The 20,001-nt window shown below is 73.6% G+C and carries 19 protein-coding genes and 1 pseudogene; 10 read left to right on the top strand and 10 right to left on the bottom strand.

The genetic code is table 11. The annotated features are described in order from the left end of the window. Window positions 1–48: 48 nt before the first annotated feature. Window positions 49–588: a group III truncated hemoglobin gene (locus C3486_RS08665; protein WP_258052668.1), complete on the bottom strand. Its 540-nt coding sequence runs from the start codon at window positions 586–588 to the stop codon at window positions 49–51. Window positions 589–937: 349 nt separating this feature from the next. Between C3486_RS08665 and C3486_RS08660 the strand changes: the two genes are divergently transcribed. The 3 genes from C3486_RS08660 to C3486_RS08650 all read left to right on the top strand — a co-directional run bounded on the left by C3486_RS08660 (window position 938) and on the right by C3486_RS08650 (window position 3,651). Beyond that, entirely contained in the window at window positions 938–1,759 is an 822-nt protein-coding gene (locus C3486_RS08660; protein WP_103832007.1) for a hypothetical protein, read from the top strand. A 52-nt stretch (window positions 1,760–1,811) separates the two neighbouring features. Beyond that, entirely contained in the window at window positions 1,812–2,942 is a 1,131-nt protein-coding gene (locus C3486_RS08655; protein ID WP_103832006.1) for a P1 family peptidase, read from the top strand. Window positions 2,943–3,045: 103 nt separating this feature from the next. Then, entirely contained in the window at window positions 3,046–3,651 is a 606-nt protein-coding gene (locus C3486_RS08650) for a YIP1 family protein (RefSeq protein ID WP_103832005.1), read from the top strand. Window positions 3,652–3,721: 70 nt separating this feature from the next. Here C3486_RS08650 and C3486_RS08645 read toward each other — a convergent pair whose 3' ends face one another. Continuing rightward, window positions 3,722–3,973: a hypothetical protein gene (locus C3486_RS08645; protein WP_103832004.1), complete on the bottom strand. Its 252-nt coding sequence runs from the start codon at window positions 3,971–3,973 to the stop codon at window positions 3,722–3,724. Window positions 3,974–4,508: 535 nt separating this feature from the next. Here C3486_RS08645 and C3486_RS08640 point away from each other — a divergent pair. Together C3486_RS08640 and C3486_RS08635 are read left to right on the top strand one after the other, a co-directional pair. Further along, complete coding sequence (locus tag C3486_RS08640) at window positions 4,509–5,696, top strand: CoA transferase (RefSeq protein WP_181138484.1); 1,188 nt, start codon at window positions 4,509–4,511, stop codon at window positions 5,694–5,696. A 92-nt stretch (window positions 5,697–5,788) separates the two neighbouring features. Continuing rightward, the gene (locus C3486_RS08635) at window positions 5,789–7,069 is read left to right on the top strand and encodes an Ig-like domain-containing protein (protein WP_374936843.1); all 1,281 of its coding nucleotides are present in this window, start codon (window positions 5,789–5,791) and stop codon (window positions 7,067–7,069) included. 114 nt (window positions 7,070–7,183) lie between these two features. Here C3486_RS08635 and C3486_RS08630 read toward each other — a convergent pair whose 3' ends face one another. The 4 genes from C3486_RS08630 to C3486_RS08615 form a co-directional block, all read right to left on the bottom strand. Beyond that, a complete protein-coding gene (locus C3486_RS08630; RefSeq protein ID WP_103832002.1) occupies window positions 7,184–9,286 on the bottom strand; it encodes a fructose-specific PTS transporter subunit EIIC in 2,103 nt (700 codons plus the stop codon). Between the two features lie 97 nt (window positions 9,287–9,383). Further along, on the bottom strand, window positions 9,384–10,331 hold the full coding sequence (gene pfkB, locus C3486_RS08625; RefSeq protein WP_103832001.1) for a 1-phosphofructokinase: 948 nt from the start codon (window positions 10,329–10,331) through the stop codon (window positions 9,384–9,386). Continuing rightward, window positions 10,328–11,089: a DeoR/GlpR family DNA-binding transcription regulator gene (locus C3486_RS08620; protein ID WP_103832000.1), complete on the bottom strand. Its 762-nt coding sequence runs from the start codon at window positions 11,087–11,089 to the stop codon at window positions 10,328–10,330. The genes pfkB and C3486_RS08620 overlap by 4 nt, the downstream gene beginning before the upstream one ends. Window positions 11,090–11,365: 276 nt before the next feature. Continuing rightward, entirely contained in the window at window positions 11,366–12,367 is a 1,002-nt protein-coding gene (locus tag C3486_RS08615; protein WP_103831999.1) for an RNA polymerase sigma factor RpoD/SigA, read from the bottom strand. Window positions 12,368–12,557: 190 nt separating this feature from the next. Between C3486_RS08615 and C3486_RS08610 the strand changes: the two genes are divergently transcribed. Continuing rightward, on the top strand, window positions 12,558–13,091 hold the full coding sequence (locus C3486_RS08610) for a GNAT family N-acetyltransferase (RefSeq protein WP_103831998.1): 534 nt from the start codon (window positions 12,558–12,560) through the stop codon (window positions 13,089–13,091). A 159-nt stretch (window positions 13,092–13,250) separates the two neighbouring features. After that, the gene (locus C3486_RS08605; protein WP_103831997.1) at window positions 13,251–13,673 is read left to right on the top strand and encodes a hypothetical protein; all 423 of its coding nucleotides are present in this window, start codon (window positions 13,251–13,253) and stop codon (window positions 13,671–13,673) included. 160 nt (window positions 13,674–13,833) lie between these two features. Here the strand turns inward: C3486_RS08605 and C3486_RS08600 are convergent, their stop codons facing one another. After that, on the bottom strand, window positions 13,834–14,373 hold the full coding sequence (locus C3486_RS08600) for a pyridoxamine 5'-phosphate oxidase family protein (RefSeq protein WP_103831996.1): 540 nt from the start codon (window positions 14,371–14,373) through the stop codon (window positions 13,834–13,836). A 63-nt stretch (window positions 14,374–14,436) separates the two neighbouring features. Beyond that, entirely contained in the window at window positions 14,437–14,859 is a 423-nt protein-coding gene (locus C3486_RS08595) for a pyridoxamine 5'-phosphate oxidase family protein (protein WP_103831995.1), read from the bottom strand. 370 nt (window positions 14,860–15,229) lie between these two features. On the opposite strand from C3486_RS08595, the gene C3486_RS08590 reads away from it, so the two are divergent. Together C3486_RS08590 and C3486_RS08585 are read left to right on the top strand one after the other, a co-directional pair. Then, window positions 15,230–16,324, top strand: a complete 1,095-nt coding sequence (locus C3486_RS08590; protein ID WP_103831994.1) for a questin oxidase family protein — start codon at window positions 15,230–15,232, stop codon at window positions 16,322–16,324. Between the two features lie 51 nt (window positions 16,325–16,375). Next, window positions 16,376–16,873, top strand: a complete 498-nt coding sequence (locus tag C3486_RS08585) for a MarR family winged helix-turn-helix transcriptional regulator (protein WP_103831993.1) — start codon at window positions 16,376–16,378, stop codon at window positions 16,871–16,873. A gap of 72 nt (window positions 16,874–16,945) precedes the next feature. Here C3486_RS08585 and C3486_RS08580 read toward each other — a convergent pair whose 3' ends face one another. Together C3486_RS08580 and C3486_RS08575 are read right to left on the bottom strand one after the other, a co-directional pair. Next, entirely contained in the window at window positions 16,946–18,463 is a 1,518-nt protein-coding gene (locus tag C3486_RS08580; protein WP_103831992.1) for an MFS transporter, read from the bottom strand. Window positions 18,464–18,690: 227 nt separating this feature from the next. Continuing rightward, the gene (locus C3486_RS08575) at window positions 18,691–19,365 is read right to left on the bottom strand and encodes a TetR/AcrR family transcriptional regulator (protein WP_103831991.1); all 675 of its coding nucleotides are present in this window, start codon (window positions 19,363–19,365) and stop codon (window positions 18,691–18,693) included. 254 nt (window positions 19,366–19,619) lie between these two features. Here C3486_RS08575 and C3486_RS37180 point away from each other — a divergent pair. Next, window positions 19,620–20,001: pseudogene (locus C3486_RS37180) on the top strand (hypothetical protein); the annotation flags it as partial.

Raw genomic sequence — 20,001 nt, 5'->3', positions numbered from 1 at the left:
GCAGGGGCGTCCGGCCAGGGGAGCTCAACGGGGCACACGCCGCCGCCGTCACGGAGCGGCGGCCTCCGGTACGCCCCGGCCGGAGGCGTGCAGCCGGAGGGCGGCCAGCGGTATGAAGCCGCCGGGGCCGCCGCCGGTGTCCGCGGTCCGCCCGTACAGGCGGCGCAGCATCGATACCGCCACCCGCTCGCCCTGGTTCTTGGCGCGCTCGGCACGCGGTCCGGCGTGCAGCCCGTCCACGGTGGCCCGCCAGAGCTGGACCCAGCGGCCGAAGTGCGCGGCGGTCAGCGGGCGGGCGCGGTGCAGCCCGGCGTGCACGGCGAAGGCGTCGCGGCCGTAGTCGGCGGTGCGGAAGAGTGCCCGCTCCCAGAAGTCGGTGATCGCGGGCAGGTGGGCGTCCAGGTCGGTGCCCGCGATGTCGGTGAAGAACGGGCCGATCAGCGGGTCGGCGAAGGCCTCGGTGTAGAAGCGGCGCAGCAGCCGGTCGAGGTCGGGGCGGCCTCCTATGTCCCGGCGGCCCGCTCTGTCCGCGCGCGCCGCCGGGGCACGGCCCGCCGGCCGCGCTGCTTCCTTCTGCTCCTCGGGCATGACCCTCGCTCCTGCTGCTCCTCCGCGCACTGCCCCCACTCCATGGTGCCCCAGCCCGCCCGAAGCTCACCCGCCGCCGGAATCGGGCGCGGGCCGGGAGCCGGATCCGGCCATCCACCGGTGTCCGGGCGGCACCGGCCGCCGCGGCCGCCGTACAGTACGCGCGCCAACTGTCCACCGCACGCCGGGGAGACGGCTGTTCCGCAGGGGCACCGTTCGCCGCACGGCATGATGTGCGGAAGGAGCGCAAGCAGGGCCCGGGGGGACTGAACGCACCCCGCGGAGGGTAGGGTAGGTATTGCCCCCTTTTATGCCCACGAAGCGCCGTCGCGCGAGGAGTTGTCACACCATGGCAGGCCGGCACGCCCAGCCCAGTGAGCGAATACGCCTGTCCCGACGCGGCAAGGTCACAGGGGGTGCGGCCGTGGTGGTGCTGGTGGGCGCCGCGCTGTGCGCCTGGCCCGCCTCCGGGGACGACCACCGCTCCGGCGGCACCGCCGTCACGGCACAGGACAGCCCCACCGCCGCGTCGTCGAAGCAGCGGCCCACCGGCCTGCGGCAGGGTTCCCCCGTCCGTTCCGAGCCGGGCAACATCCCGGGGCTCGACGCGGCGACGCGGGACCGCATTCCGGCCAAGTCCCGGCAGGTCCTGGTGGTCACGGGCGAGGGCGTCGACTCCCACGACTCCACCGTCACGCTCTACACCCGCGCCAAGGACTCCGAGAAGTGGCACGCGGGCAAGGCGTGGCCCGCGCACAACGCCGCCAAGGGCTGGACGAAGGACCACCGCTACGGCGACCTGCGCTCCCCCGAGGGCGTCTTCACGCTGAGCGCCGCGGGCGGCAAGTTCGCCGCGCCGCGCGGCACCAAGCTGCCGTACGACCACAACTCCTCCTTCGTGGCCAACGGATCGGGCGTGGAGGGCGAGCCGCTGGCCGGCGCCTTCGACTACGTCATCGCGATCGACTACAACCGCGTACCGGGCTCCTCGCCGCTGGACCCGCGGCGTCCCGAGGGCGCGGCCAAGGGCGGCGGCGTCTGGCTGCACGTCGACCACGACGGCCCGACCCAGGGCTGCGTCAGCCTCAAGGCCGACGTGATGCGCACGCTGCTGCGCACCCTGGACCCGGCCAAGCACCCGGTCATCGTGATGGGCCCGTCGGGCCACTGAGACCGCTCCGTACGTCCCCCCACCGCGCGCCGCCCCGTGGTACGCAGGAGGCATGGCCGACGTACGCACCGAGCAGTCCCTCACCCCGCACGGCCCCCTCGACGCGCTGACGGACGTGCCCGGCCTCCGGGTCGGGCACGCGCAGCGCACCGGGGACGGGCAGCTCACCGGCACGACCGTCGTCCTCGCTCCCGAGGGCGGCGCGGTCGCCGCCGTCGACGTCCGGGGCGGCGGTCCCGGCACCCGGGAGACGGACGCGCTGGACCCGCGCAACCTCGTGCAGCGCGTGGACGCCGTCGTACTGACCGGCGGCAGCGCCTTCGGGCTGGACGCGGCGTCCGGCGTGGCGGGCTGGCTGGAGGACCAGGGCCGCGGCTTCCAGGTCGGCCCCGACCCGGCCCAGGTGGTGCCGGTGGTGCCGGCCGCCGCCCTCTTCGACCTGGGGCGGGGCGGCGACTGGCGGGCCCGCCCCGACGCGGCGCTCGGCCGGGCCGCCGTCGAGGCCGCGGACCGCACCGCACCGGGCGCCGCGGTGCCGCAGGGCAACGTGGGCGCCGGTACGGGAGCGGTGGCCGGCGGCCTGAAGGGCGGCGTCGGCACGGCCAGCGTCGTACTGGCCTCGGGCGTGACGGTCGCGGTGCTCGCGGTGGTCAACGCGGCGGGCTCGCCGGTGGATCCGGTGACCGGGCTGCTGTACGGGCGGCTGTTCCAGGGCTCGGCGCGGCCGCCGGCGCCCGAGGTGCACTCAGCGGCGGTGCGGCGGCTGGCCGCGGCCCGCGCGGAATCGGCGGCCCGCTCGGCCGCGTCCGTCCGGCCGCCCCTGAACACCACCCTCGCCGTCGTCGCCACGGACGCGGCCCTCACCCGTGCCCAGGCACAGAAGCTGGCGGGCGCCGCGCACGACGGGCTGGCCCGCGCGGTGCGCCCGGTCCACCTGCTCTCGGACGGCGACACGGTCTTCGCGCTGGCCACCGGCGACCGGCCGGCGGCGCCGGAGAGCGCGGAACCGGACCCGGCGTTCGCCGTGCACGCGGACGCCGGTGCGGTCAACGAGATCCTGGCGGCCGGCGCCGACGCGCTGACCCGCGCCGTCGTGAAGGCGATGCTGGCGGCGGAGGACGTGGCCGGGCCGGGCGGCGTCTTCCCCTCGTACACCGGCCTGTACGGGACGCCGGAGCCGTAGCACCGGGCCGCGCAAGGGGCCTGATACCGCCTCAGAAACCGAGGGCGCGACGCCCGGGCGCCCGCCGCGCCGCCGTGCGTAACCCGGTGGTAGAAACGGCCGTATGCCCATACCTCCGCCCACGCTCGTCCAGCCGCCCCCCGCAGCACAGCCCGCCGCCGCGCGGCGCCGGCTGTGGTGGCACCGGCTGATCATCGGGCTGTGGTACCGCCCGGTGGAGGTGCTGGACGAGGCGCGCGACCGCGGGGCGTGCAGCGCCGCCGTGCTGCTGACGCTCCTGGGCGGCGGGCTCGGGCTGCTGGCGTCGAAGGCGTTCCGGTCCCAGTGGGAGACCGGGCCGCGCGAGGTGGCGTGGCAGATCGCCGGGATGACCGAGGGCGGCGCCCTGGTGGCGAGCCTCGGGCTGGGGCTGGTGACGCACGCCATGGCCCGGACGCTCGGCGGCAGCGGCCGGCTCCGGCCGACCGTCAGTCTCTTCGTCGTGGTGTTCTGGGTGACGGATCTGCCGCGGCTGGCGCTGGCGTTCGTACTGCCCGAGCACCATCCCGTCGCGCAGGCGGTGTCGCTGACGACCTGGGGCTTCGGCTGCGTGCTTGCCGTGCTGCTCATCCGGGGCCAGCACCATCTGCCGACGCCGCGCGCCGTGGCCGCCGTGGCGGTCCAGATGCTGGCCTCGCTCGCGCTGCTCAAGCTCGGCCCGGTCGGCTGACGGGTTCTCACCGGGGCGGAACCGCGTGGACGCGTGGCCCCCCCGGTGACGGCGTTTCAGGTCGCCGCGGTCAGTGACCGCGGGTCAGCTCGCGTACCAGTCCGGCGAACGCCTCGCGCTCGGCCGCGGTCAGCTCGACGCTCTCCGACGGCGGGACGACCTGCCGCGGCACGGCCTTCAGCAGCCGTGGCGCGGCGCCCGGCGGCTGGGGTGCGGGGCGGTCCCTGCGTACGGTGCGGACCAGCCCGATGACCCAGGCGAGCGTCGCGAGCAGCAGGACGGCCAGGCCGATCTGCTGCAGGGTCGAGACGGAGGGGAGCATCCGATCCTCCATGGCGTACGGGCGTGGCGCGACGCCGGCGCGGTCGGCACCGGCGGCTGACGCGGATCAGTGAACACCACACCTCGGTACTTATGACAGGTTTTTATAGGACTTAGGCCCCGAAGTGATGCATCTCCCATCACTACCGGACCTTCCCGCATCACTCAGGGTTCTTCCCGCATCACGCCGCAACCATCCCTCATCCCACCGCATCAGGTGCGAGCCCCACAAGAAACGCCGGACGCACCGCAAGAATCGCGCCACAGTTCCGCGCCGCGTCCGTAAGAATCCGGCGGCCCGCGGCGTGGCGCCCCGCATTCCGCCCCGTTCACCGGTACGTCCCCACCACTCCTGCACGGCGCGGTCGGGCGGGGCGGGTTGGACGCATCGGCGGGTTCCGCCCGGCGAAGATCGTCCGCCAGCATGGCGGCGCACCGCTCACCCGATACGACAACCGGCCGATCCGGTACGCACGCCGGACGACCGGACCGCCCGACAACGTGATCACCGGACAACCGGACCGCCCGACGGAGGAGTGCGCGTGGAGTGTACGGACCAGCCGAAGCCGCTCGACGGGGTGCTCGTCGCCGATTTCAGCCGGGTGCTGGCGGGGCCGCTGGCCGCCGCGACCCTGGCCGACCTGGGCGCACGGGTGGTCAAGGTGGAACGGCCCGGCGCCGGGGACGACACCCGCTCCTGGGGCCCGCCGTTCGCGGCCGACGGCACGGCCGCGTACTTCGACGCCGCCAACCGCTCCAAGCAGGGCCTCGCCCTTGACCTGTCGGCGCCGGACGACGCGGAGGCCGCGCGCGAGCTGGCGGCCAGGGCGGACGTCCTGATCGAGAACTTCCGGCCCGGCGCGCTCGCCAAGTACGGCCTGGACCCGGCGTCCTCCCTCGCCGCCAACCCCGGCCTGGTCTACTGCTCGGTCACCGGCTTCGGTTCGGGCGAGGGCGCCCGCCTGCCGGGGTACGACTTCGTGGTGCAGGCGGTCGGCGGGCTGATGAGCATCACCGGCGAGCCCGGCGGGCCGCCCCTGAAGGCAGGCGTGGCGCTGGTCGACGTGCTGACCGCCAAGGACGCCACGACCGCGATCCTGGCGGCGCTGCGCCACCGGGACCGTACGGGCGAGGGCCAGCACGTCGAGGTGAACCTGCTGTCCTCGCTGCTGGGTTCGCTGGTCAACCAGGCGACCGGGCATCTGGCCACCGGCCGCGACCCGGGCCCGATGGGCAACCGGCACCCGAGCATCGCCCCGTACGAGACGCTGGCCTGCCGCGACGGGCTGCTGGCGGTGGCGGTCGGCAACGACCGGCAGTTCCGGGCGCTGGCCACGGCGCTCGGCGCGCCCGAACTGGCCGACGACCGACGCTTCGCGACCAACCCCGGCCGCGTCACGCACCGCACGGAGCTGGTGAAGGAGCTGGAGGCACGGCTCGCCGCCGACACCCCGCGGGGCTGGACCGAGCGGCTGAGCGCCGTATCCGTGCCGTGCGGGCCCGTCAACACCCTGGGCGAGGCCATCGAGTTCGCGACACGGCTGGGGCTGGATCCCGTCGTTCCGGTCGGCGCGGGGCGGGTACCCCAGGTGCGCAGTCCGCTGCGGTTCTCGCGTACGCCGGTCGCCGAACCGGTCGCGCCGCCACGGCTGGACGAACACGGAACGCAGCTCCGCGAGTGGCTGGCCGGCCCGTCCGACCAGCCGCTTCCCCCACACGTGTGACATCGGTCACAAGATATGGAGAGCTGCAACCAAATCGGCTCACAGTCGCTGTTTAAGAAACAGTGGACCAATACTCTTGCCTGGAGCAGCTCGTGACAACGCCGGACAACGCCGCGCCCGCACAGCCCCGCAATTCGCGCTCGGCGCGCTCGCTGCGGCGCGGCCTCGCGGCGGCCGCACTGCTCGCGGCCGGCGCACTGGCCATGACCGCCTGCGGCGGTGACGCCTCGGGTGCCGGGAACAAGGACGGCCAGGCCGGGGCCGACGCCGCGGCCGCCAAGGACGCCTCGAACGCCAAGATCAAGGTCTCGGCGAAGGACGGCTCGAACGGTGCCAGCATCAACGGCACCAACGTCAAGGTCAGCGGCGGCAAGCTGACCGAGGTGACGCTCACCCGGACGGACACCAACGAGAAGATCGCGGGTTCCATATCCGCCGACGGCACCAGCTGGAAGCCGGACGCGCAGCTGGAGCGCGGTACGAAGTACCAGCTCGCCGCCAAGGCCAAGGACTCCGAGGGCCGCGCCGCGACCGAGAACTCCACGTTCACCACGGTCTCGCCCGCGAACAGCTTCATCGGCACCTTCACCCCGGACAACGGCAAGACCGTCGGCGTGGGCATGCCGGTCTCGTTCAACTTCGACAAGGCCATCACCAACCAGAAGGCCGTGCAGTCGCACATCACGGTGACGTCCAGCAGCGGCCAGGAGGTCGTCGGCCACTGGTTCGGCAACCAGCGCCTGGACTTCCGCCCGCAGGACTACTGGAAGGCCGGCTCCAAGGTCACGATGAAGATCGACCTGGACGGCGTGGAGGGCGCCAACGGCGTCACCGGCGTCCAGGACAAGACCGTCACCTTCACCGTCGGCCGCTCGCAGGTCTCCACCGTCGACATGAACACCCAGACCATGACGGTCGTGCGGGACGGCAAGACCCTCAAGAAGATCCCGATCTCCGGCGGCAGCCCCGAGCACCCGACCTACAACGGTCAGATGGTGATCTCGGAGAAGTTCAAGGAGACCCGGATGGACGGCTCCACGGTCGGCTTCACCGGCAAGGACGGCAAGGGCGAGTACGACATCAAGGACGTGCCGCACGCCATGCGGCTGTCCGCGTCCGGCACGTTCATCCACGGCAACTACTGGGGCTCGCCCTCGATCTTCGGCCAGGCGGGCACCAGCCACGGCTGCGTCGGCCTGCGGGACGTCAAGGGCGCCAACGGCGACACCCCCGGCAAGTGGTTCTTCGACAACTCGCTCATCGGTGACGTGGTCGTCGTGAAGAACTCCAAGGACCAGACGATCAAGCCGGACAACGGCCTCAACGGCTGGAACATGTCGTGGGACCAGTGGAAGGCCGGCAGCGCCGCCTGACGCTCCCCCCGACACACCACCACCCCGCTGCCGGGCACTGGCAGCGGGGTGGTGTGCTTTCGGGGGCGGTGACGCGCCGACGGGATCGACGGACCGCCCGGGGTCACGGCCGGGTCAGGCCGCGACCGGCTCCTTGCGGCTCTCTTCGGCGGACGGCTCCGCGTCCTCGGCGGCCGGGGCCGCCTGCTCGGCACCGGTCTTCCGCATCCCCTTCAGGACCACCACCAGGGCGGTGCTGACGACCACGCCGGCGGCGATCGCCACCAGGTACAGCAGCGGCTGGCCGATCAGCGGGACCACGAAGACACCGCCGTGCGGGGCGCGCAGCGTGCAGCCGAAGGCCATGGACAGCGCGCCGGTCACCGCGCCGCCCGCCATCGAGGCGGGGATGACGCGCAGCGGGTCGCCGGCCGCGAACGGGATCGCGCCCTCGGTGATGAACGAAACGCCCAGCACCCAGGCCGCCTTGCCGTTCTCCCGCTCGGCCTTGGTGAACAGCTTGCCGCGCACGGTCGTCGCCAGCGCCATGGCCAGCGGCGGGACCATGCCGGCCGCCATCGTCGCCGCCATCACCTTCAGGCTGCCGTCGTTGGGGTTGGCCAGGCCGCCGACCGCGAAGGCGTACGCGACCTTGTTCAGCGGGCCGCCCAGGTCGAAGCACATCATCAGGCCGAGGACGACGCCCAGGATGACGGCGTTGGCGCCGGTCAGGCCGGACAGCCAGTCGGTCAGCGCCTTCTGCAGCGCGGCGATCGGCTTGCCGATGACCAGGAACATCAGGAACCCGACCACCGCCGAGGAGATCAGCGGGATCACCACCACCGGCATGATGCCGCGCAGCGGCGCCGGCACCCGCACCCGCTGGATCGCCATCACCACGGCGCCCGCGAGCAGACCGGCGATCAGGCCGCCGAGGAAGCCCGCGTTGATCGTCAGCGCGATCGAGCCGCCGACGAACCCCGGTACCAGGCCCGGCCGGTCGGCCATGCCGTACGCGATGAACCCGGCCAGCACCGGCACGAGGAAGGTGAAGGCCACATTGCCGATCTGGAAGAGCAGCGCGGCCCAGCTGCTGGTGTCCGTCCAGACGAAGTGCTCGGCGACGGACGGCGCCTTGTTGATCGTGTAGCCGCCGATGGCGAACGCGAGGGCCATCAGCAGACCACCGGCGGCGACGAACGGCACCATGTAACTGACGCCGGTCATCAGCCACTTGCGCAGCCGGGTGGCGAAGCCGTCGTGCTCCTCGGCGTCGCGGTCCATGGGCGCGTCGGGGCGCGCGGCCGGCGTACCGACCTCGCCGCGCGCGGCCTTCTCCCGTACCTCGGTGATCAGTTCGGCGGGGCGGTTGATGCCGGCCTTCACGCCGACGTCGACGACCGGCTTGCCGGCGAACCGGTCCCGGTCGCGCACCTCCACGTCGTGCGCGAAGATCACGCCGTCCGCCGCCGCGATCACCGCCGGGTCGAGACGGGTGAACCCGGCCGACCCCTGCGTCTCGACGACCAGCTCCACGCCGGCCGCCTCGCCCGCCTTCGCCAGCGACTCGGCGGCCATGTAGGTGTGCGCGATGCCGGTGGGACAGGAGGTGACGGCGACGATGCGGAAGGGGGCCGCGTCCGCTGCGGGCTCGTCCGCCGGGGCCGCGGGCTGCGCTGCCTCGGCCGGCGCCTCGTCAGGCTGTACGGACGCGGGTTCCGCGGCCGCCGCGGGCTCGTCGGCCGCCGCGACCTCGGAAGGCTCGGAGGACCCGGAGGTTTCGGCCGCCTCCGCCGGTGCGTCGCCCCGTACCAGCGCGGCGGCCCGCTCCGGGTCGTCCGCCGACCGCAGCGCCCCGGTGAACTCCTCGTCCATCAGGTGCCGGGCCAGCGTCGAGAGGATCGACAGGTGGTCGGCGTCGCCGCCGGCCGGGGCGGCTATCAGGAAGATCAGGTCGGCCGGGCCGTCCGCCGCGCCGAAGTCGATGCCGGCGGCGCTGCGCCCGAAGGCCAGCGTCGGCTCGGTGACATGGGCGCTCCGGCAGTGCGGAATGCCGATGCCGCCGTCCAGCCCGGTCGGCATCTGGGCCTCGCGCGCGGCGACGTCCGCGAGGAACCCTTCCAGGTCGGTGACGCGGCCTGCCGCCACCATCCGTTCGGCCAGCGACCTGGCGGCCGCGTCCTTGGTGTCGGCGGACAGGTCGAGGTCGACCAGGTCCGCGGTGATCAGCTCACTCATCGCGGGCTCCCTCTGTATTCCCGGCCCGTCCGGGCGACCAGCCCGGCCGGCGCTTGAGGACGAACGTCTGCCGGGCGATGCCGGCGTAGCGAACCGTTCATGTCACGGCCTCCGTCAAGGGGCGGTCCAGCGGGACCACGTCGGTCACCGTCACGTCCGACGGCCGCAGGTCGCCGGGCGACGGCATGACACTGCCCGGCAGCTGCACGGCGGCCGCGCCGTGCGCCACCGCCTCGGCCAGCGCACGCGTCCCCGTACCGCCGGCCGCGAGGAACCCGGCCAGCGACGCGTCCCCGGCACCGACGTTGCTGCGGACCACGTCCACCTGGGCGGTGCCGTAGTACGCGCCGGTGGCGTCGACCAGCAGCTGCCCGTCGGCGCCGAGCGACGCGAGCACCGCCTCGGCGCCCATCGCGCGCAGCTCCTCCGCCGCCTTGACCGCGTCGCCGATGGTGGCGAGCGGGCGGCCGACGGCCTGGGCCAGTTCCTCGGCGTTGGGCTTGACCACGTCGGGGCGCTCGCGCAGGGCGGCGGTCAGCGACGGGCCCGAGGTGTCCAGCGCGATCCGGGCGCCGGCGCGGTGCGCGCGGGCGACCAGGTCGGCGTACCACTCGGGGGCCAGCCCGCGCGGCAGGCTGCCGCAGCAGGCGATCCAGGCGGCGCCCGCCGAGCGCTCCCGCACGGTCTCCAGCAGCGCTTCGGACTCGGCCGCCGACAGCTCGGGGCCGGCCGCGTTGATCTTGGTGAGGGTGCCGTCGGGCTCGGCGACCGCGATGTTGGATCGGGTGGCCCCGGCGACCGGCACCGGCGCGACCTCTATCCCCTCGGCCACCAGCAGGTCGGCGAGCGCCTGGCCGGCCGGGCCGCCGACCGGCAGCACGGCGAGCGTCTCGTGCCCGGCGGCCGCGACCGCACGGGAGACGTTGACGCCCTTGCCGCCGGGGTCGACCCGGTCGGCGCCGGCCCGCAGCACGGCGCCGCGCTCCAGCGCCGGCACCTCGTACGTACGGTCCAGGCTGGGGTTGGGGGTGACGGTGAGGATCATGCGCGTACTACTTCCGTGCCCGCGCGCTCGATGGCGAGGGCGTTCTCGGGGCTGAGCCCGGTGTCGGTGATCAGGACGTCGACGTCGGAGAGGTCGCCGAAGCGGGCGAAGTGCTGCTGTCCGAACTTGGACGAGTCGGCGATCAGCACGACCCGGCGGGCCGCGGCGATGATCGCGCGCTTGACGGCGGCCTCGGCGAGGTCGGGGGTGGTCAGGCCGCCTTCCAGCGAGAAGCCGTTCGTCGCGAGGAAGAGGACGTCGGCGTTGATCTCGCGGTAGGCGCGCAGCGCCCAGTCGTCGACGGCGGCCCGCGTACGGTGCCGGATACGGCCGCCGACCAGGTGCAGCGTGAGGCCCGGGTGGTCGGCCAGGCGGGCGGCGACGGGCAGGCCGTGGGTGACGACGGTGACGTCGGACTCCAGCGGGAACTCACCGGCCAGCCGGGCCGCTGTGGTACCCGCGTCCAGGATGACGCTGCCGTCGTCGGGCAGCTCGGCGAGCGCGGCCCGCGCGATGCGGTCCTTCTCGTCGGCGGCGACGGTGTCCCGCTCGGCGAGGTCCGGCTCGAAGTCCAGCCGGCCCGCCGGTATCGCGCCGCCGTGCACCCGGCGGACCAGCCCGGCGCGGTCCAGCGCCTTCAGGTCGCGCCGCACGGTCTCGGCGGTGACCTGGAATTCCTCGGCGAGGGAGAGGACGTCGACCCGCCCGCTGTCCCGGGCGAGGCGCAGGATCTCCTGCTGGCGTTCCGCTGCGTACATGCGACCTGGGTCCGTTCCGTTCCTGTCCGTACGATGCCCGAACGTGTGGTTTCACCAGCAGGCTACGCCCGGATTTCCGCGAAGTAAACAGACTCGGGCAGCAGACAGACACAAACGGGCATGACGCAGCTGGCGGCGGCCCTCCGGTCCCGGGCGCGCGGACAGCAAAGAGCCCCGGCGCTCGGGGGAGGGCGCCGGGGCTCGTACCGGGGGGACCTCCGTGACGGGGTCCCGATGGGGCGGGCCCCTTCCGGGGTCCCGCGGGGAGGAGAAGGCTTACGCCGCGGCGTCGAAGCCGGTGTCGTGCGCCATGCGCTTCAGCTCCAGCAGCGCGTGCTTCTCTATCTGGCGGATCCGCTCACGGGTCAGACCGTGCTGCTTGCCGACCTCGGTCAGGGTCCGCTCGCGGCCGTCCTCTATGCCGTACCGCGCCTTGATGATCGAGGCGGTGCGGCCGTCGAGGCGGTCGATCAGGTCCTCCAGCTCCTCGCTGCGCAGCAGCGTGAGCACGGACTGCTCGGGCGACGCGGCCGAGGTGTCCTCCAGCAGGTCGCCGAACTGCGTCTCGCCCTCGTCGTCCACGGACATGTTCAGGCTGACCGGGTCGCGGGCCCAGTCCAGGACGTCGCTGATCCGCTCGGGCTTGGCGCCCAGCTCGGCGGCGATCTCGGCGTGCTCCGGGTCGCGGCCGTGCTCGCGGTTGAACTCGCGCTGCACGCGACGGATCCGGCCCAGCTCCTCGACCAGATGGACGGGCAGCCGGATCGTGCGGGACTGGTCGGCGATGGAACGCGTGATCGCCTGGCGGATCCACCACGTGGCATACGTGGAGAACTTGAAGCCCTTGGCGTAGTCGAACTTCTCGACCGCGCGGACCAGGCCGGCGTTCCCCTCCTGGATCAGGTCCAGCAGCGGCAGGCCGCTGCGGGGGTAGCGGCGGGCGACCGCTACGACCAGGCGGAGGTTGGAACGGATGAAGATGTCCTTCGCCTTCTCGGCCTCGTCGACCAGCGCCTGCAGCTCCTCGGGCGTCGCACCGGCGGCATTGCCGTCCGTCACCTCGCCGTCCAGGATCTGCCGGGCATAGACACCCGCCTCGATGGTCTGCGACAGCTCGACTTCCTTGGCCGCGTCGAGCAGGGGCGTGCGCGCGATCTCGTCGAGGTACATGCCGACCAGGTCGCGGTCGGCGATCTCCCCGCCTACGGCGCGAACACTGTTGGCCCCGTCAGCGCCACTGGTGGCGGGCTGACGACGGGCGACGGCACGGGTTGCCATGCGTGTGCTCCCTTAGCGATGAGTCGGTCGCGGGATGGTGGCGGCCGGGACACCTGATCCCTGCTGTCTGCTGGGCCGGGTGCCCCCGTCTGATGGAAACAACGGCTGGAAACCGGACAGAATTCCCACGACGACCCCTCGTTTTTCTGATCATGCAGTACCCTGCGTGCCCACGTGAGGAGGCCGCGGCATGTCAGAGCGTGGGGAAGTGCAGGTCAGACCGGGCACGGAGGCCGATCTGACGGCGCTCACGGATCTTTACAACCACTACATCCGTGAGACAGCGATCACATTCGACACCGAGCCGTTCACCCCCGAAGAGCGCCGTCCGTGGCTGCTCTCCCACCCTGAAGACGGTCCGCACCGCCTCCTGGTTGCCCGCGAGGCCGCGGCGGCGCCGCACGGCCGGCTCCTCGGGTACGCGACCACCAGTCCCTTCCGCCCCAAGCCCGCCTACCGCACCTCCGTCGAGGTCACGGTCTACCTCGCCCCCGAGGCGACCGGCCGCGGCGTCGGCACGCTGCTCTACAAGGCGCTGTTCGAGGCGCTGGAGGGCGAGGACGTGCACCGCGCGTACGCGGGCATCGCGCTGCCCAATCCCGGCTCGGTGGCGCTGCACGCCCGCTTCGGCTTCCGGCACGTCGGCACGTACGCGGAGGTGGGCCGCAAATTCGGCCGCTACTGGGACGTCGCCTGGTACGAGAAGGAGCTCGGCGGGCGCTGAGGGGCGGCCCGGCGGGTGCTGAGCGACGGCCCGGCGGGCGTCGAGGAGCGCCCCGCCGCATGTGCGGGGCAGGGCGGTCGCGCACGGCTCCCGCTGATCCAGTTGACGGCTGACACGCCTGGGTGTCGCCTGGAGGGAGGGCGAGAGGAAGGAGCCGTCATGCAGACGCACGCTCGCACCCGCACGACAGCCACCACGGCCGCCGTCCCGCGCCGTCACCACGTGGCACTCTCGACCGGCGTCCCCGTCGTGGGCGGCATCGCCTACGGCATCTACGCCGGACTGCTCGACCACAGCACGGGGTCCTCCAGCATCCACGCGTTCGTGCTGGGCCTGATCGCCATGGCGGTGACGGTGGTGCTTGGGCTCGCCCTGATGCACGCCCAGGACCGCATGATCACCGAGGTCCGCGCCCTGGCGTACGGCGCGCTCTTCGGCGCCTCGATGGGCTTCCTGTACAACCTGGCGGCGACGTCGACGGCCCTGAAGGCGACGGGCTACGGCGCCCTCTTCGGGGCGATCATGTTCGTGGTCTCCCTCTACCTCTTCCGCACCCACCCAGCTCCGGGCGCACGACGGTAGCCCGCCGCTCTCCTGAACGCCTCGCCCCGCCGGCCCTCGGACCGGCGGGGCGAGGCGCTTCTACGGGAGCCGCTCGGACGCCGCTCCTGTAGAGCCGCCGGCCACCGCTCCTGTGGAGCCGCTGGTCGCCGCACTCCCGGGGAGCGGCATCCGGCGCGTCTCAGTCGACGGTCGCCGGCGCGTCGTCGTTGCCGCGCCGGAGGGTGCGCAGCCCGGCACCGGGGCGCCAGGTCTCCAGCACGATGTGCGGGTCCTCGACGTGCGTCCGCACGACCTCCGTCAGCTCCGCCCGGAACAGGTGGAACGGGAGCGGCGTCGCCGCCCCGTCCGCGTACCACCCGAGCACCTCCGGGTCCGTGACCTCCACGGCCCGGCCCGCGACCCGCACGTCGCCGTCCGGCATGTCCGTGCCGGGCCCCGGGTTGGCGTGCAGCGCGAACCGCGGGTCGCGCCGCAGGTCCAGCGCCTTCCGGGAGCCCGGCATCATGCCGAGCCACAGCTCACCGTCGCGGAAGTCGGCCTCCAGGCCGCTCAGCCGCGGCGACCCGTCCGCCCGCAGCGTCGCGAGCACGTGGTGCCCGTACGCGCCGAACCGCCGCTCCACCCGTGCCGCGAAGGCGGGCTCCGCCGCCGCGAACGCCGACCAGCCGACCGCCTTCTTGTGCCGCGCGCGCTGCGCCTCATGCGTCGTGTCCGTCATGGCACCACCATGACGCCGATACACGACACCTCTTGTCGCCTTTTCCGGCCGGTCGGCGGGGGCTCAGGCCGTTCCGGCGTCCGCCGCGAACCAGCGTTCCGGAGTCATCCGTACGGCGACCATCTCGGGGCCCTCGGAGAGCGCCTGCCGGACGTACGCCTCGACCCCCTCCGGAGCCACGTACCGCCCGGCCACCTCCTGGACCTCCTCGGCCGTGACCGCCGTCAGCCGGGCCGGCCCCTCCGCCGTCACGTACCGGTACGTGGGCTCGGTGCGCTGCACGGCCAGCGAGAGCCGGCCGGCCGCCTCGATGAGCCGCGCCTTGCGGGACGCCCGGCCGGTGAAGACCAGGAAGTCGCCGCCGGGGCGGTAGCTGTACCAGACGGGGACGGCCAGCGGAGCGCGGTCGTCCCCCGCGTTCACGGCCAGCACGGCGACGTGCGGCCCGGCCAGCAGCTGGTCACGTTCTTCCACGGTGAGCGGCATCGCTGCGCCTCCTGGGGCGTCGATGTGCGGTGGATGAGGGGCCCGAGGCGCGGAGCCCGGTAGGACGCGGCTGCGCGCGCCCCGTAGGCCCTGGGCGTGCGGCCCCTGTAGGACCCCGGTGCGCGGGGCCCGTAGGACGTCGTATGCCTGCCCAACGAAGGACGGGCGTACGGCTATTCCTCGTGCCGCGCCCGGCCGCGCCCCAGCGGCCACCACCGGCCGCGACCTCCCGGCCACCACCATCCGCCACGGCCGTAGGCCCGCCGCCGTAGACCTGCCGCCGTAGGCCCACCGCCGTAGGGCGGCCGTTCGAGGGGCATCGGGTCCGTGGTCCGATACGCCCGCTCCCCCGCGTCCCTAGCCTCGGTCCATGGACACCACGAGCGGCACTCTCGACGAGGCCCTGGAGCGGCTGCACGCACGCGGCCCGGAGTTCCACGGCTACCTCAGCAACCACGGCCCGATGGCGGTCGAGGCGCTGGTCCGGCACGGCCGGGCCGCCTCCGTGCACCGCTGGCTCGACCACTACGAGACCAAGCTGGAGGACCGCCCGCCCGCCGACACCGCCGTCACGGAGGCGAACTGGCGGGAGGCGCTCGGCGACCCGCGCCGGGTCACCGACTGGACCGCCTTCATGGCGCGGCAGCTCGCCGACCGCCCGTGGCGCGAGGTGCTGGCCGAGTGGTGGCCGCGGCTGCTCCCGGGCATCGCGGGCGCCGCCACGCACCCGGTCATCCGGGTCGGGCACGCCGTCCGCACGCTGACCGAGGACGGCGAGGAGGAGCCGCGCGTGGCGGAGCTGGCGCACGCGCTGGGGTACTGGGCGGCGCGCCACCTGCCGCTGGGCGAAGTACCGCCGCCCGCGGGGCAGGACGGCCCGGAGGCCGCGCTGTGGGACGTACCGCCGGTACCGGAGCAGGAGGGCGGCATCCGGCAGCGGCTGGCCCAGCTGGCGCGGACACCGGGCTGGCCGGGTGCTGCGGCGGCGCTGCGGCCCGCCGCCGGGCCCGCGGACGCCCGGGCGCTGCTCGCGGAGGTCGTGGCGGCGGCCACGGCCCGGTACGCGGTCGACGCGGCCGCCGAGCCGGTCATGCTGGTGCACGCGGCGACCGCCCCCAACGCCGTCCTGCGGACGCTGCCCGTGCTGCCCGAACACCTGTGGGTGCCGAGCCTGCACGCCGCCTGGGCCGCGAGCGCGGCGGTCACGGCGGCCTACGCTCCCCGCCACCCGGAACGCCCGCAGCCGGCCGCGCCAGGTGCTGCGGACGGCCACAGGGAGGTGGCCGTCCCGGCTGCTCCCTCGGCCGACGCGCTGGCCGACGCCTTCGAGCGGGCGGCCGCGCACGGTGACGAACACGCCATCAAGCTGACCGACACCGCGCTCGACGTGGCCGCCGCGACCGGCCGCCCCGAGGCGCTGCGCGCGGCGGACCAGGCAGTGCGCCTCATTCCCCCGGAGGACTGATCCCCTAGTTAAATCTTCAAGAACCCGCTGACCAATGAGACAGTGGATGGTATGAGCAACGACATGGCCGACGAGCCGCGCTGGCTCAGCGACGAGGAGCAGTACGCCTGGCAGTCCTACCTGCACGCCACCACCCTCCTGGAAGATCATCTCGACCGTCAGCTGCAGCGTGACGCCGGCCTGCCGCACGTCTACTACGGCCTGCTGGTCCAGCTCTCGCAGGCGCCGAGACGGCGGCTGCGGATGACCGAACTGGCCCAGAACGCCAAGATCACCCGGTCCCGCCTCTCGCACGCCATCGCGCGCCTGGAGAAGAACGGCTGGGTCCGCCGGGAGGACTGCCCCTCGGACAAGCGGGGCCAGAACGCCGTGCTCACGGACGAGGGCCTGAAGGTCCTCCAGGAGGCCGCTCCCGGCCATGTCGCGACCGTACGGGCCGCGCTCTTCGACCGGCTCTCCCCGGAGCAGGTACGCCAACTGGCCACCATCTGCCGCTCGGTGGCGGACGGGCTCCAGCCCGAGGGCGCCGACCTGCCCTGGCTGCGCTGAATCCGCCGCACCGCCCCCGTGGGCATGCGAAAGGGGCGCCCCGAGGGGCGCCCCTTCGTCGTCATGGCCGCCTCAGTGGGCCAGCACCGGTACCGGCACGTCCTCGGCAGCTTCCTCGCCGTCCGCCGAGCGCGCGACGGGCGTACTCGCGCCCGGCCGCCCGGTGTTGACGAAGACGAAGGCGATCGCCGAGGCGAGGAACAGGATGCCCGCCGCCCACCAGATGGCGGTCGTGTAGCCGTGCACCATCGACTGCAGCTTCAGGACGTCGGCAGAGCGCGCACCGGCCGCGTGCGCCGTCGCGTACGCCGTGGTCGCGCCGGCCGCGATCGTGTTCAGCAGGGCCGTGCCGATCGCGCCGCCCACCTGCTGCGAGGTGTTGACCATCGCGGAGGCCACACCGGCGTCCCGCGGCTGCACGCCGTGCGTGGCGAGCGACATGGCCGGCATGAAGGCCGTGCCCATACCGAGGCCCAGCAGCAGGAACGAGGGCAGGATCAGCGCCGGGTAGGAGCTGTCCAGGCCGATCCGGGTGAGCGACAGCATGGCGACGCCCGCGAGCAGGAAGCCGGGCGCCATCAGCAGCCGCGGCCGGACCCGGGTCATCAGCCGGGCGCCGATCTGCGTCGAGCCGGTGATCATGCCCGCGATCATCGGGAGGAAGGCCAGACCGGTCGTGACCGGCGTGTACCCCTTCACGATCTGCAAGTAGTAGGTCAGGAAGAGGAACAGACCGAACATGCCGATCACGGCGAGGCCGAGCGAGGCGTAGACGCCTCCGCGGTTGCGGTCGGTGACCACCCGCAGCGGCAGCAGCGGCGCCTTGACCCGGGACTCCACGGCCACGAAGGTCACCAGCAGCACGCCGGCCGCCACGAAGAGGCCGATGGTCGCGCCCGCGCTCCAGCCGTCGGACTCGGCCCGGGTGAACCCGTAGACCAGCGAGACCAGCCCGGCCGTGGCCAGGAGGACACCGGGGACGTCGAGCCGGGAGCGGTTGCGGCCCTCGGCGGGCTCGCGGATGACCAGCAGCGCGCCGGTCGCCGCGATCACGGCGAAGGGGATGTTCACGAAGAAGGTCCAGCGCCAGTCCATGTACTCGGTCAGCACGCCGCCGAGGATCAGCCCGACGGCGCCGCCACCGCCCGCGATGGCACCGAAGATGCCGAACGCCTTGGCCCGCTCGCGCGCCTCGGTGAAGGTCACCGCGAGCAGCGACAGCGCGGCCGGTGCCAGCAGCGCGCCGAAGACGCCCTGCAGCGCGCGGGCGCCGAGCAGCATGCCGGTACTGCCCGCCGCGCCGCCGAGCGCGGAGGCGAGGGCGAAGCCGGCCAGTCCGGTCACGAAGGTGCGCCGGCGGCCCCACAGGTCGGCGACGCGGCCGCCGAAGAGCAGGAGTCCGCCGAAGGCGAGGGCGTACGCGGTGATGACCCACTGCCGGTTGCCGTCGGAGATCCCGAGGTCCGCCTGGGCGGAGGGCAGCGCGATGTTCACGATCGTCGCGTCGAGCACGACCATGAGCTGGGCGAGGGCTATGAAGATGAGCGCTTTCCAGCGCCTGGGGTCCACGTTCTGGACGGTTTCGGACATGGGTGGGTCCACCTAGGGTGCGAAAAAGAGCGAATGGGACGTGCGACGACGCGTGAAGACGTTGCTGAGTAACGGCTTTGCTGAGTAAGGGCGTTGCGTGGTGCGGGCAGTGCGAAGTCGGAGCCGCGCCGGCCGTCAGGGACGGCGGCTGCGGCGGTTGCGGGAAGGGGACTGCTACCGGTCGCGGACCGGCGCCGGCCGGCCCGGCCGGGCGGGGACGGCCGGCGTCATCGTTGGCGGAGGTCGTCCAGCGTGACCGCCGCGCCCGGCAGTTCGGACCGGGCGGGAGCCATCAGGCCGTCCAGGAAGAGCTGGAGGTGGCGGTGCACGAAGGTGTCGAAGTCGGGGCAGCGGCCTCCGGACCGGGCGCCGGAGCACTCCCATCCGGGCAGTGGCCGCGTGAGCTGGGTGATCGCGACCATCAGGTCACCGACGGCGATGTCGGTGCGCAGCTGGCCGCTCTCGCGCGCGGCGCCCATGAGGGCCTCGATGGCCCGGTCCAGGCGGTCCCGCGCGGCGAGCAGGTCGGGGTGGTCCTTGTCGACGGTGTCGGAGAGGAGCGAACAGAGCGCGCCGATGCGCTCCTCGACGGCTGCGCCCACGAAGACCCGCAGCGCCCGGAACGCGTCGTCCTCCGCCTCCAGCGCGCGCTCGGCACGGTCCGCCGTGCGGTCCATGACGGAGAGCGTGACGTGGTGGATCAGGTCGGTACGGTCCGGGAAGTGCCGGTAGAGGGTGGCGTTGCCGACGCCGGCCCGGCGGGCGACCTCGTCGAGCGGGACGTCGGCCCCGTGCTCGACCATGATCTCGCGAGCGGCCGCCACGATGCGCTCCCGGTTGCGCTGCGCGTCGGCCCGCATACGGGGCCGGGACTCCGTGGCGGCGGTGCGGGTGCTGGTCATGTCGGCTCACTCCTTCCGGGTGCGGCGTTCGGCGTCGTACGAGTACTGCGCGGTGTGCAGGCCCGTGAAGCGTGAAAGCGGGGAGCGGCTCCCCGTTTCGCACGGACGCCAGGTGTAACGGGGACCGAGTCCCCGGTTATTTCCCGCCACCTTTGTGACCTGCCTCACAAGCCCAGGCTGCAGGAACACCGCTGCCGTCACCGGATGACGTAACCCGGCGGGCAGGCGGCCGCCCCCCGCCCCAGGGTGAGCACATGAGGCAGATACCGTCCGCGCTGCTCACCACCGCCGCCCTCGCGGTCGCGCTGGCCGTACCGGCCCTCGAGGCCGCGTCGTCCCGTCCGGGCACCGCCCGGCAGAACGACAGCAGGCCGGCCGCTTCCCCCGCTCCGCACGCCCGCGACCACTCGTCCCTTCCGGGGCGGACGGACGCACAGCACGAGGACGGCGACCACCGGGACGCCATACGAAGGGGCCACGCCGGCCGCACCCCGAAGGGCCGCGCGGACGCCCCGCACAGCCCCGGAGCGACGGCGACGCGCCGCCCCGCCTCTTCCGCCCCTCCCCCGGCCGCCCGGAAAGCGCCCACCGCCTTCCCCGAGGGCCGCTGCGCGCCCCCCGGCCCCGCGACCGGCG

Origin of the sequence: Streptomyces sp. Ru73, assembly GCF_002920575.1 — a bacterium.
Lineage (GTDB): Bacteria > Actinomycetota > Actinomycetes > Streptomycetales > Streptomycetaceae > Streptomyces.
Note: the sequence above shows the minus strand (reverse complement) of the source record. Positions and strands in the feature narration are given on the sequence as shown.

Bases quoted from the DNA above. Each gene is read 5' to 3' on its own strand.
- C3486_RS08665 (WP_258052668.1), bottom strand. From the start codon at position 588: ATGCCCGAGGAGCAGAAGGAAGCAGCGCGGCCGGCGGGCCGTGCCCCG.
- C3486_RS08660 (WP_103832007.1), top strand. From the start codon at position 938: ATGGCAGGCCGGCACGCCCAGCCCAGTGAGCGAATACGCCTGTCCCGA.
- C3486_RS08655 (WP_103832006.1), top strand. From the start codon at position 1,812: ATGGCCGACGTACGCACCGAGCAGTCCCTCACCCCGCACGGCCCCCTC.
- C3486_RS08650 (WP_103832005.1), top strand. From the start codon at position 3,046: ATGCCCATACCTCCGCCCACGCTCGTCCAGCCGCCCCCCGCAGCACAG.
- C3486_RS08645 (WP_103832004.1), bottom strand. From the start codon at position 3,973: ATGCTCCCCTCCGTCTCGACCCTGCAGCAGATCGGCCTGGCCGTCCTG.
- C3486_RS08630 (WP_103832002.1), bottom strand. From the start codon at position 9,286: ATGAGTGAGCTGATCACCGCGGACCTGGTCGACCTCGACCTGTCCGCC.
- pfkB (WP_103832001.1), bottom strand. From the start codon at position 10,331: ATGATCCTCACCGTCACCCCCAACCCCAGCCTGGACCGTACGTACGAG.
- C3486_RS08620 (WP_103832000.1), bottom strand. From the start codon at position 11,089: ATGTACGCAGCGGAACGCCAGCAGGAGATCCTGCGCCTCGCCCGGGAC.
- C3486_RS08615 (WP_103831999.1), bottom strand. From the start codon at position 12,367: ATGGCAACCCGTGCCGTCGCCCGTCGTCAGCCCGCCACCAGTGGCGCT.
- C3486_RS08610 (WP_103831998.1), top strand. From the start codon at position 12,558: ATGTCAGAGCGTGGGGAAGTGCAGGTCAGACCGGGCACGGAGGCCGAT.
- C3486_RS08605 (WP_103831997.1), top strand. From the start codon at position 13,251: ATGCAGACGCACGCTCGCACCCGCACGACAGCCACCACGGCCGCCGTC.
- C3486_RS08600 (WP_103831996.1), bottom strand. From the start codon at position 14,373: ATGACGGACACGACGCATGAGGCGCAGCGCGCGCGGCACAAGAAGGCG.
- C3486_RS08595 (WP_103831995.1), bottom strand. From the start codon at position 14,859: ATGCCGCTCACCGTGGAAGAACGTGACCAGCTGCTGGCCGGGCCGCAC.
- C3486_RS08590 (WP_103831994.1), top strand. From the start codon at position 15,230: ATGGACACCACGAGCGGCACTCTCGACGAGGCCCTGGAGCGGCTGCAC.
- C3486_RS08585 (WP_103831993.1), top strand. From the start codon at position 16,376: ATGAGCAACGACATGGCCGACGAGCCGCGCTGGCTCAGCGACGAGGAG.
- C3486_RS08580 (WP_103831992.1), bottom strand. From the start codon at position 18,463: ATGTCCGAAACCGTCCAGAACGTGGACCCCAGGCGCTGGAAAGCGCTC.
- C3486_RS08575 (WP_103831991.1), bottom strand. From the start codon at position 19,365: ATGACCAGCACCCGCACCGCCGCCACGGAGTCCCGGCCCCGTATGCGG.